Origin of the sequence: Acinetobacter sp. CIP 102529, assembly GCF_000368325.1 — a bacterium.
GTDB lineage: Bacteria > Pseudomonadota > Gammaproteobacteria > Pseudomonadales > Moraxellaceae > Acinetobacter > Acinetobacter parvus.
Window position 1 is genome coordinate 253,056 of sequence record NZ_KB849355.1, and the last position, 12,090, is coordinate 265,145.

Genomic DNA, 12,090 nt, shown 5'->3' on the forward strand with positions numbered 1-12,090 from the left:
AATGTTAGAGCGGATAATTACCGCATTGGTATTAGTTGCAGTTGTTTTAAGTTGCATGTTTGCAACGCAATCACATTATCCAATGTTCATGCTTATGATTTTAGCGGCAGGGGTTGCAGGCTACGAGTGGTCTAAATTGATGCCACAGGCGTCGGCGATTGTCTCAAAACCTAAAGCCTGGGTATATGGTGGTTGTGTTGCACTGGTATCAACACTGGCATTGTTTTTTAATGATATTGCCTTACTGCTTTGGGTTGCATCCATTCTTACCTGGCTGGTGAGCATTTACTGGATTAAAAATTTCCCCGATGCTGATAACTGGTACAACGTTTCACTTCACTTGATTGGGTTTGTTTTAATTTCAGCCGCTGTTACTGCAATTTATGCTGTATGGCATAGCTCACCGTGGTGGCTGATGTATTTATTTCTATTGGTTTGGGGCGCTGACAGCGGTGCCTACTTTGTTGGCCGTAAGTTTGGTAAAAAGAAACTTGCCCCGAAAGTCAGTCCAAATAAATCCGTTGAAGGTTTATACGGTGGTATCGCCACAACAGTGATTATTATGCTGGTTGTACAATATTCCTATTTAAATTTAACCGCATTGCAGCTTATTTTATTCCTGATTCTTTCAGTCATTACCGTGTTTGCATCAGTGCTGGGTGACCTGTTTGAATCCATGATCAAGCGTCGTGCAGGGATTAAGGATTCTGGCCGTGTGTTGCCAGGTCATGGTGGTGTGCTGGACCGTATTGATTCACTGCTTGCGGCAGCACCTATTTTTGCTACGGGTATATATATTTTAAAACTGATTGGTGTAGATCTTTAAATGACTCAAGCTGTTTGCATATTGGGTGTAACGGGTTCAATTGGAAAAAGTACTTTAAAAGTATTGGAACAGCATCCAGACGATTACACCGTATTTGCAGTTTCTGCATATAGCCGTTTGGATGAACTTTTAGAAATTTGTAAAAAATACCATCCCAAAATTGTTGTGGTGCCGAATGAAAAAGCATTTGAGTTGCAACAACGTTTAAATCAAGAAAACTTAAAACATATCGAAATTTTGACTGATGAAGCGGGCTTAATCACTATTGCTGAGCATGCCGATGTTGACATCGTCATGGCTGCTATTGTTGGTGCGGCAGGTTTGTTGCCAACTCTTGCCGCAGTCAAGGCAGGTAAGCGTGTCTTGCTTGCCAATAAAGAATCTTTGGTCATGTCTGGCGACATCATGATGCAGGCTGCCCGTAAGCATAATGCACTGTTACTACCCGTTGATTCTGAACATAATGCGATTTTCCAGTCCTTGCCGCATGACTATCTAAATGCTGAAAGGACAGGCCAGCCCCAGTTGGGTGTTTCCCGAATTTTACTGACAGCGTCTGGTGGGCCATTTCTCAACCATTCATTAGAACAATTGCATGATGTAACACCACAACAGGCGTGTAAGCATCCAAACTGGTCTATGGGTCAAAAGATTTCGGTTGATTCTGCGACTTTAATGAATAAAGGGCTGGAATTGATTGAAGCGTGTCATTTGTTTTCAATATCAGAACATTTTGTTACAGTCGTGGTTCATCCACAAAGTATTATTCATTCCATGGTGCAATATGTGGATGGATCAACTTTGGCACAAATGGGTAACCCTGATATGTGCACACCAATTGCACATGCATTGGCCTGGCCTAAACGCCTGGCAACAGATGTTCCTGCGTTAAACTTGTTTGAGACTGCTCAATTGAATTTTCAGCAACCTGATATTGTCAAGTTTCAAGCATTGGACTTGGCTCGTCAGGCGATGCGGGCAGGTGGTTTGGCGCCTACAGTATTAAATGCAGCAAATGAAGTTGCAGTTGCTGCATTTTTGCAGCAAAAAATTCGCTTTACTGAGATTGCGCAAATTGTCGAGAACACTTTGCAAGTTGTACAAAATGCCAAAGCAGAAAACATAGACATCATTTTACAGACTGATATGATCGCTAGACAGGTTGCAGAGACGTATATTGTGGATATAGGGGGCTAAATCGTATGAATGCACTATTTATGATTGTTGCAGCGATTTTATTACTTGGTCCACTGATTGCAATTCATGAGTTTGGCCATTATTGGGTGGCGCGTAAATTAGGTGTCAAAGTCTTGGTTTATTCCATTGGTTTTGGCCCAACCTTGCTGAAATGGCAGTCTAAAAAATCAGGTATTCAATATCAGCTTTCTGCTTTGCCACTTGGTGGTTATGTCAAAATGCTGGACGAGCGTGAGGGCAATGTTGCTGAAAAGGACCTGCCTTACGCCTTTAACCGTCAGTCTCCGTGGAAGCGTATTGCCATCGTTGCGGCTGGTCCATTGATCAATCTTATTTTTGCCGTGTTATTGTTCTGGATTTTATTTTTACCAGCCCAGGAACAGTTGAATACCCGTATTGGCAAGATTATGCCCAATACTCCCGCAGCGCAGGTTGATTTGCAAGTGGGTGACAAAATTCTGGCAGTTGATGGTCAAACAACGCCAACATGGGAAAAACTTAATTATACCTTGGTCAATCGTGTGGGAGAAACAGGGCAAGTTTCCATTATTGTTGATCGTGCAGGTACTGAAAAGCAGTTTAGTTTACCAATCAAGGATTTCCTTAAGGATCAAAGCCAGTCACCTTTGGATATATTGGGCTTCTTGCCTTATCGTCCAGTCATTCCTGCAACCGTGAAAGAGTTGAGTGCAGATGGTGCTGCTTCACGTCAGGGAATGAAAGTCGGTGATCGTATCGTGGCAATTGACAATGTTGTCATGAAAGACTGGTTTGATGTGGTTGATGTGGTTCAGAATTCACCTGAAAAACTTTTGAACATTGATGTGATGCGTCAGGGAAAACTGCTGCATTTGCAGGTGATGCCACAAGGTCAACGTGACAATATGGGCAATACCACAGGCGTGCTGGGGGTGAAAAGTGACGCGGGCAAGATCACCATTCCTGCTGAATACAAACAAACCATTCAGTATTCACCGATCGAAGCGTTGGGTGTTGCGGTAGATAAAACCACACAGCTTTCAGGCATGATCTTTAACTCAATCATCAAGATGGTGCGTGGCTTGATTGGACTGGATAATTTGTCAGGGCCAATTACCATTGCCAAAGTGGCTGGACAAAGCGCCGAAATGGGGTGGCAAACCTTTATCTCATTTATGGCCTTGATGAGTGTCAGTCTGGGTATTCTCAATTTGCTTCCAATTCCAATGCTGGATGGTGGGCATTTGGTTTATTACTTTATTGAAGCCATTCGTGGCAAACCTGTTTCTGAACAAATACAGATATTTGGTCTAAAAGTTGGTATGGTACTGCTCGGTAGCATGATGCTTTTGGCTTTATTTAACGACTTCATGCGTTTATAAAAACGCAAATGGAATTTAACTTACTGGAAAATATATGGGCATGCGTCACACACATTTATTAATGCCTTTGGCACTGGTTAGTGCGATGGCAGTGGTACAACAAGCATACGCAGCAGATGAGTTTCTTGCACGAGATATACGAATTGATGGCCTAGTGCGTTTAACACCTGCAAGTATTTATTCGATGTTACCAATAAATAGTGGCGATAGAGTAAGTGATCCAATGATCGCTGAGGCAATCCGCACCTTATATGCTTCAGGCTTGTTTGATGATATCAAGGCTTATAAAGAAAAAGACGTTCTAGTTTTTAAGGTTGTTGAACGTCCAGTCATTTCCAAGCTTGAATTCAAGGGCAATAAACTCATTCCAAAAGAAGCTTTGGAGCAGGGCTTAAAGAAGATGGGTATTGCTGAGGGCGAGGTCTTTAAAAAGTCAGCCCTGCAAACCATCGAAACAGAGCTGGAACAGCAATATACCCAGCAAGGACGTTATGATGCCGATGTGACGGTGGAAACGGTTGCTCGTCCAAACAACCGCGTTGAGTTGAAGCTAAACTTTAATGAAGGTACGGCTGCAAAAGTTTTTGACATTAATATTATTGGTAACACTGTTTTTAGTGACAGTGATATCAAGCAGGTATTTGCCGTTAAGGAAAGTGGCTGGGCCTCTGTTGTGACTCGTAATGACCGCTATGCGCGTGAGAAAATGGCGGCAAGCCTGGAAGCCTTGCGTGCGCTGTATTTGAACAAGGGTTATATCAATTTTAACATCATTAACTCTCAACTCAATATCAGTGAAGATAAAAAGCATATTTTCATTGAGGTTTCAGTTGATGAGGGTAGCCAGTTCAAGTTCGGCGAAACCAAGTTCCTCGGCGATGCATTATATAAGCCAGAAGAATTGCAGATGCTTAAGCTGTATAAAGATGGTGAGACCTATTCACAAGAAAAAGTAAACGCGGTTAAGCAACTATTGCTCCGTAAATATGGGAATGCAGGCTATTACTATGCTGAGGTAAACATCGTACCTGAGATTAACAATCAGACAGGTATTGTCAACCTCAATTACTATATCAACCCAGGTCAGCAAGTGACAGTTCGTCGTATTAACTTTACAGGCAATAGCAAAACAGCCGATGAAGTGTTGCGTCGTGAAATGCGTCAAATGGAAGGCGCGTTGGCAAGCAATGAAAAAATTGACTTGTCCAAGGTGCGTCTGGAACGTACAGGCTTCTTTAAAACGGTTGATGTCAAGCCTGTTCGTGTACCAAACTCAACTGACCAGGTTGACCTGAATGTCAATGTTGAGGAGCAGCACTCTGGCACAACCACACTTGCGGTTGGTTATTCTCAAAATGGTGGTGTGACATTCCAGGCTGGACTCAGTCAAACCAACTTTATGGGAACAGGCAATCGTGTTGCGATTGACTTGTCCCGTTCAGAAACACAGGATTACTATAATCTCAGTGTGACTGACCCGTACTTTACCATTGATGGTGTGAGCCGCGGCTACAACGTTTATTATCGTAAAACCAAGTTAAACAAGGACTATAACGTCAATAACTATGTCACTGACAGTGTTGGTGGAAGTTTAAGTTTCGGTTATCCGATTGATGAAAATCAAAGTTTAAGTGCCTCTTTAGGTATTGATCAAACTAAAGTACGTACTGGTCCGAGCGTTTCGACCTATATCCGTGATTATTTATTAGCGAATGGTGGTAAAGAGACTGGACGTTCTGGGGATTATTGTAGAGTTGATCGTGTACCAATTATGGGGCCAGATCCGAATGATCCGTCAAAACAGATTATTACTGATTATGAACCGTGTCCATCAGATCAAATTTATAATTATGGCAATCAATTTGAAGGCACCTTCCTTACCTATAACCTAAATTTGGGCTGGTCATATAACACCTTAAACCGACCAATCTTCCCAACTTCAGGTATGTCTCATCGTGTCGGTTTAGAAATTGGTTTACCAGGCAGTGATGTTGATTATCAAAAAATGACTTATGATGCGCAAGCGTTTAAATCGCTCTGGGGCGGATTTGTACTTCGTGGTTATGGTAAATTAGGTTATGGTAACGATCTGCCATTCTATAAAAACTTCTATGCAGGCGGTTATGGTTCTGTGCGTGGTTACGATAATAGCTCGTTAGGTCCTAAATACCCAAGCGTCATCTTCCAAGAAACTAAGCAAAATGACCTTGATCCAGAAGAAGTTGGCGGTAATGCTTTAGTTCAATTTGGTACAGAACTTGCGCTTCCTTTACCATTTAAAGGGGATTGGACGCGTCAAGTTCGCCCAGTTCTTTTTGCTGAAGGTGCTCAAGTCTTTGATACACAATGTGATGTGCCAAGAGGTAATGTCACGATTGATGGTAAAGAAGTTGATATCAAACAATATTGCAAAGATAACAATAAGTTAGATTTTGGCAATATGCGCTACAGTGTGGGTGTTGGCTTTACATGGATTACCATGATTGGCCCATTATCGTTGAGTTATGCATTCCCACTGAATGACAAGAAAGGCGATGATACCAAATCAATCCAATTTGAAATCGGTCGTACATTCTAAGTGCGACCTTAGTTTTAATACTGCAACAGAAATAAAGGATGCAATAATGAAAACATTAACAATGCTGATGTTAGGTTTAGGATTAACGGTTTCAGCAGTTGCAAATGCGGGCGGTATAGGTGTTGTGGACCTGGCTAAGGTCGTTGAAAGCAGTACCTATTTAAAACAGCAAAATGACAGCCTGGGTCAATCAGTTAAACCGACTTCAGCTAAACTGGAACAGTTAGGTAAAGAGATTGAAAGCTTACAGAAAAAAGCCCAGTCCGCTAATCAGGCCGATTTACAGAAATTAAGTGGCCAGTATCAGGCCAAGGTCAATGAGTTTAATACGACTCAACAAGGTCTACAGACCAAAGTACAGACGACTTTGCAAACGATGAATACAAATTTTGAGAGTCGTGTGAAACAGGTCGCTGAACAATTAAGAAAAGAAAATAACTTGGATTTTATTTTAAATAAAAATTCTACGATTGCCTCTGACGCTCAGTATGATTTAACTGATAAAATGATTCAAAAGGTTAATGCAATGAAATAATCAATGAATAGACGTAGTTATCGTTTAGAAGAAATTGCTCACCTTGTCAAAGGTGAGTATTTCGGTGAAAAAGATTTTCAGGTTTTTAATTTAGCGAGTTTAGAACAGGCACAAAATCAGCATATCTGTTTTGTGAATGGGGATAAGTACCTATCGCAAGCAGAAGCAAGCCAGGCAGGTGCTTACATTGTCACCGCAGCGCTCAAGCAACAGCTTTCCTCAAAAAATAACTTTATTGTCGTTGATAATCCTTATCTCGCGTTTGCGACTTTGACCCATATATTTGAAAATAAAATTATCCAAAGGGGAATTTCAAGTACTGCTAAAATCCATCCCTCAGCCATCATTGCTGATGATGCCTATATTGGTCATTATGTGGTGATTGGTGAAAACTGTGTGGTGGGCAGCAATACCATTATTCAGGCCCATACCTTTATTGATGATCAGGTTGAAATTGGCAAGGACTGTTTTATTGATGCACATGTCACCATTACAGGGGCTGCCAAGCTTAAGAACCGTATTCGTATCCATGCCAATACAGTGATAGGTTCAGAAGGGTTTGGCTTTGCACCTTATCAGGGGAAATGGCATCGCATTGCACAACTGGGTTCGGTTCAGATTGGTAATGATGTGCGTGTTGGTTCAAATTGCAGCATTGACCGTGGTGCCTTGGATGATACTATTCTGGAAGATGGTGTCATTATTGATAACCTTGTGCAAATCGCGCATAACGTTCAAATTGGTCAACATACAGCCATCGCTGCAAACACGGCAATTGCTGGAAGTGTCCGAATTGGCAAAAACTGTATTATCGGTGGTGGCAGTGCAGTTGCAGGGCATTTAAATATTGCGGATAATGTGACGCTTACTGGAATGTCAATGGTCACAAAAAGTATTTCTGAGGCGGGAGTCTTTTCTTCGGGAATTGGACTGTTTGAAAATAGTCATTGGAAAAGAACTGTGGTACGCCTTAGACAATTAGCAGATGTGCCATTGACCCAGATCACCAAAAGGCTTGATCATATGCAAGCTCAATTAGAGTCCCTTGAATCAACCCTTAAGTTACGTAAATAATTTATTATGACCGAGTCAACATTTCCAGCATTCACAATGCCTGAATTACCGATGGATATTCTTACCATTCGTGAATATTTACCGCATCGTTATCCTTTCCTGTTAGTCGATCGAGTTACGGGAGTCACTGAGAACAGTATTGTCGGTTATAAAAACGTATCTATCAATGAAGAGTTCTTGCAGGGACATTTCCCAACCTACCCAATTATGCCAGGTGTACTCATCATTGAAGCACTTGCCCAGGTTTCAGGTATATTGGGTTTTGTTTTGACAAATCAGAAGCCGAGTGAGGGTTCCTTGTTTCTTTTTGCTGGTGCGGAAAAAATAAGATTTAAGAAACAGGTTGTTGCAGGTGACCAGCTTATCTTAAAATCTGAACTTGTGATGCAAAAACGTGGTATTTACAAGTACAATTGTACTGCCAGTGTTGACGGTATTGTTGCTGCAACAGCCGAGATCATGATTTCCCACCAAAAAATTGAGCAGACATGACTAGTCAAAATTTAATACATCCTACAGCAATAATTGACCCGTCTGCAAAAATTGCCTCTGACGTACAGATTGGCCCATATTGTGTGGTTGGGCCAAATGTCAGTATTGATACTGGTACAAAGTTACATTCGCATGTGGCCATTGGTGGTTTTACACGAATTGGTAAAAACAACGATATTTTCCAGTTTTCTAGCATTGGGGAAATTTGTCAGGATTTAAAATACAAGGGTGAAGAAACCTGGCTGGAAATTGGCGATCACAACTCCATTCGTGAACATTGTACCTTGCATCGGGGTACGGTACAGGATCAGAGCTTGACCAAAATTGGTAGTCATAACCTGTTGATGGTGAATACCCACATCGCCCATGATTGTATGATTGGGGACCATAACATTTTTGCCAATAATGTTGGTATTGCAGGGCATGTGAATGTCGGTAACCATGTCATTGTTGGTGGGAATGCAGGCGTTCATCAATTCTGCCGTATTGATTCATATAGCATGATTGGCGGGGCTGCACTCATTCTTAAAGATGTGCCAGCTTATGTACTGGCTTCTGGTAATCCAGCACATGCACATGGTTTGAACATTGAAGGAATGCGACGTAAGGGCTGGTCACGGGATACGATTCAGGGTTTAAGAACAGCCTATAAATTGATTTATAAATCAGGTTTGACCACTGAACAGGCCATTGCACAGATTCGTAATGAAATTTTAGATAATGTGCCAGAAGCCCAACTGTTGATTGATTCTTTAGAGAAATCAACACGTGGGATTGTGCGTTAGGTTTAATTTCAATATAAAAAAGACACTTCGGTGTCTTTTTTTATTGGCTTAATTTTCTTCCTCAACAAACTGTTGTCGGTATTTTTTGGGAGACAGTTCAAAGGTGCGTTTAAACGCCTGGTTTAAATCAATCCCTTTAGGTAAATATTGCCTAATTAAACCATTCATATTTTCGCATGTGCCTTTTTGCCAGGGTGAATGTGGGTCACAGAAATATACATCTATGCCTAAATCTTCTTCGAGTGTTTTATGTTCTGCCATCTCACCTCCACGGTCATAGGTCAACGTTTTACGCAGTTCTGCAGGTAAATATTTCAGAGCTTCAGTTAAGCCTTGCGCACTGATTCTGCCTTTGCATCAGGTAATGTTGCCAAGATACAGAGCCGTGTATTTCGTTCAATATAGTCAAATCATTATAAAACTAATACAACTCAGTCTATGAATTATTTCGATTTTTTTTCGAATCCTGTATGGATAATAAATTATTTTTACTATAAGGGTTGCTATCGAACTTTTGATGATGGTATGACAATTTTATATACTCTATAAACCCTTTAAATTAATTAGGTGGTTTATGTCGCACTTCAAGTTTTAGTCTGCCCTTCCCCATGTGAATCATCCAGAAATGACGATTCAGGATATTCAGATCATTGTCATTCAAATGATGATTCCAGTTCAGATTCTAGTGGTTGTGATAGTAGCAGCAATGATTAAAAAGCTTGTACCCCTTGAGGGGCAAGGGGTACAAGATAAACCGAGTTTAAGGTAAGTCAAACCAAATCATTTGGCTATCCTGCGATGCAGTAATAGTTGCAGTTTCATCGAATACTAATGCATCACCCGCTTTAACCAAGTGATCAGCAATCATCACTTCACCAGAAATGACATGAACATAGTTCACTTTTTTCTTTGCAGTAATCTCCAAGTGTTGATCTTTCTCAATCACCGCCGTTTTCACCTCAGCATTTTGACGGATCAGCATTGGTGCAGACTCATCACCTGCGATCAAATGCCATTGGTTTGGGTGATCTTTCGGATTCAGCTGAATTTGCTGATAAGTCGGTTCAGCATCCTGTACATTGGGTTGAATCCAGATCTGTAATAGATGCACCGCCTTGTCATGCTTGTTCATTTCACTATGGGTGATACCTGTACCCGCACTCATCAACTGCCATTCACCTGCATTGATTTGTCCCTCATTGCCCATGCTGTCCTTATGGGAAATGGTGCCATCAAGCACACAGGTCAGGATCTCCATATTGTCATGGGGGTGGGTACCGAAACCGTTATGGGCGGCAATCGTATCATCATTGATCACGCGGAGTGCACTGACACCCATATATTTCGGGTTGTACCAGCTACCAAATGAAAAGCTGTGGTAGGTATCTAACCAGCCTGCTTTGACATGACCACGGTTTTCACTACGATGTAGATAAGCATTCATCTTTCATCTCCCAGTTATTATATTTTGCTTGATTGTTATATTATCGATTCATAATGGTGATAAATAGTCTTTTATTGCGACATATTGTTCTATAAATGCAATGATTTAATCGTGTGTATGTTTTTGGATGAAATAAAAAAGGCTGAATATTTTATTCAGCCTTTTTAGGTGAGATAAATTTATTTATCAAACGCTTATTTTGATTTGTTTTCCAATTGAGGAATTGCAGAGCCTTGACCAACAGCAAGTAAACCTGTTTCAGTATAGATACCGAGTTTTGCACGTGTATCAGTAATGTCGAGGTTACGCATGGTGAGCTGACCAATACGATCCATTGGCGTAAACATAGAATCACCTTTCTCCATGGTTAAACGCTCAGCCTCATAGGTGAGGTTTGGAGATTCAGTGTTCATGATGGTGTAGTCATTACCACGGCGTAGTTCTAGAGTGACAGTACCTGTAATGGCTTTGGCCACCCAGCGTTGTGCTGTTTCACGCAGCATAAGCGCCTGAGAATCGAACCAGCGACCTTGATAGAGTAAACGACCTAAACGTAAACCATTAATACGGTATTGTTCAATCGTATCTTCGTTATGAATACCAGTCACTAAGCGCTCGTAAGCGATATGTAATAAAGCCATACCTGGTGCTTCATAGATACCACGAGATTTCGCTTCGATGATACGGTTTTCAATTTGGTCAGACATACCAAGACCATGACGACCACCAATACGGTTTGCTTCTAGAATGAATTCAACTGGATCTTCAATACGTTGGCCATTCAATGCAACTGGCATACCTTGTTCAAAAGTAATGCTTACTTCTTCTGGTTGGATTTCAACGTCGTCTTTCCAGAACGCAACGCCCATAATTGGGTCTACGATTTTAATACCAGCATTGAGGTATTCTAAATCTTTTGCTTCATGCGTTGCGCCCAACATATTTGAGTCAGTCGAGTAGGCTTTTTCCTTTGACATTTTGTAGTCAAAACCATTGTCGATCAGGAACTGCGACATTTCGGCACGGCCGCCTAACTCATCAATAAAGGTTTGGTCTAACCAAGGTTTATAGATTTTAAGCGCAGGATTGGTCAATAAACCGTAACGATAGAAACGTTCAATATCGTTGCCTTTATAAGTTGAACCGTCGCCCCAAATGTTGACGTCATCTTCTTTCATCGCTGTTACAAGCATTGTACCTGTTACTGCACGGCCTAGTGGTGTGGTGTTGAAATAAGGAACGCCACCAGTGCTAATGTGGAAAGCGCCACACTGAATTGCAGCAATACCTTCAAGGGCAAGTTGTAAACGACAATCGATTAATCGAGCTTTGACTGCGCCGTATTGTTCAGCTTTCTTTGGAATTGCATCATAGTCATCCTCATCAGGTTGACCCAGATTCGCTGTATAGGCATAAGGTTGTGCACCTTTCTGCTTCATCCACAATAAAGCTGCTGAAGTATCGAGACCACCAGAAAAGGCAATCCCAACTTTTTTGCCTACAGGTACGTGCTGCAAGATAGTTGCATTATCAGTCATTGCTTGTCCTAACTTTTATGAGTAAAGACCCCGAACAGGTAGTCTTGGAGAATCAAAAATCGGTAGCATTGTAACACTTTTCATTAAGCTTGTTTTCTTCAAAGAAAAACTATCCAGAAAATTTATGCTCTAATGGGTTCAGTTTTTTAGTTTTTAAGATGGAAAACATGATTGTTACAAGTGTTTTGACTTTAGTGTCAGCACTTTCTCAAAAAAAAGTCATAAACACGCATAAAAATTCAGTTAGAGTATTATGCAAC

Annotated in this window: 11 protein-coding genes and 1 pseudogene; 9 read left to right on the top strand and 3 right to left on the bottom strand. The window is 41.2% G+C overall.

The features are described 5' to 3' along the window. The first annotated feature begins 1 nt into the window (after position 1). The 8 genes from F972_RS06290 to lpxA are packed head-to-tail and all read left to right on the top strand — an operon-like array spanning position 2 to position 8,848. Positions 2-826 (top strand): phosphatidate cytidylyltransferase, encoded by an 825-nt coding sequence (locus tag F972_RS06290; protein WP_004680832.1) that lies wholly within the window; start codon positions 2-4, stop codon positions 824-826. Beyond that, a complete protein-coding gene (gene ispC / locus F972_RS06295) occupies positions 827-2,023 on the top strand; it encodes a 1-deoxy-D-xylulose-5-phosphate reductoisomerase (protein ID WP_004680831.1) in 1,197 nt (398 codons plus the stop codon). Between the two features lie 5 nt (positions 2,024-2,028). Continuing rightward, entirely contained in the window at positions 2,029-3,384 is a 1,356-nt protein-coding gene (gene rseP, locus F972_RS06300) for an RIP metalloprotease RseP (RefSeq protein WP_004769299.1), read from the top strand. A gap of 34 nt (positions 3,385-3,418) precedes the next feature. Then, on the top strand, positions 3,419-5,962 hold the full coding sequence (bamA, locus tag F972_RS06305; protein WP_004769300.1) for an outer membrane protein assembly factor BamA: 2,544 nt from the start codon (positions 3,419-3,421) through the stop codon (positions 5,960-5,962). 46 nt (positions 5,963-6,008) lie between these two features. After that, positions 6,009-6,497, top strand: coding sequence for an OmpH/Skp family outer membrane protein (locus F972_RS06310; protein WP_004680828.1), 489 nt, complete (start codon positions 6,009-6,011; stop codon positions 6,495-6,497). 3 nt (positions 6,498-6,500) lie between these two features. Next, on the top strand, positions 6,501-7,571 hold the full coding sequence (gene lpxD, locus F972_RS06315; RefSeq protein ID WP_004680827.1) for a UDP-3-O-(3-hydroxymyristoyl)glucosamine N-acyltransferase: 1,071 nt from the start codon (positions 6,501-6,503) through the stop codon (positions 7,569-7,571). 6 nt (positions 7,572-7,577) lie between these two features. Beyond that, positions 7,578-8,063, top strand: a complete 486-nt coding sequence (gene fabZ, locus F972_RS06320) for a 3-hydroxyacyl-ACP dehydratase FabZ (protein ID WP_010589348.1) — start codon at positions 7,578-7,580, stop codon at positions 8,061-8,063. Then, positions 8,060-8,848: an acyl-ACP--UDP-N-acetylglucosamine O-acyltransferase gene (lpxA, locus tag F972_RS06325; RefSeq protein WP_004769301.1), complete on the top strand. Its 789-nt coding sequence runs from the start codon at positions 8,060-8,062 to the stop codon at positions 8,846-8,848. The genes fabZ and lpxA overlap by 4 nt, the downstream gene beginning before the upstream one ends. Before the next feature lie 48 nt (positions 8,849-8,896). Here lpxA and F972_RS15210 read toward each other — a convergent pair. Then, positions 8,897-9,249, bottom strand: a pseudogene (locus F972_RS15210) (IS30 family transposase); the annotation flags it as partial. A gap of 209 nt (positions 9,250-9,458) precedes the next feature. On the opposite strand from F972_RS15210, the gene F972_RS15810 reads away from it, so the two are divergent. Then, positions 9,459-9,617 carry a hypothetical protein gene (locus F972_RS15810; protein WP_154647836.1) on the top strand — a complete coding sequence of 53 codons (159 nt, stop codon included), beginning with the start codon at positions 9,459-9,461 and terminating at the stop codon, positions 9,615-9,617. Here F972_RS15810 and F972_RS06335 read toward each other — a convergent pair. Both F972_RS06335 and argG read right to left on the bottom strand, forming a co-directional pair. Then, positions 9,609-10,292, bottom strand: a complete 684-nt coding sequence (locus F972_RS06335) for a pirin family protein (protein WP_004680823.1) — start codon at positions 10,290-10,292, stop codon at positions 9,609-9,611. The genes F972_RS15810 and F972_RS06335 overlap by 9 nt on opposite strands. Before the next feature lie 194 nt (positions 10,293-10,486). Beyond that, positions 10,487-11,830, bottom strand: a complete 1,344-nt coding sequence (argG, locus tag F972_RS06340; RefSeq protein ID WP_004758126.1) for an argininosuccinate synthase — start codon at positions 11,828-11,830, stop codon at positions 10,487-10,489. Between the last annotated feature and the right edge of the window lie 260 nt (positions 11,831-12,090).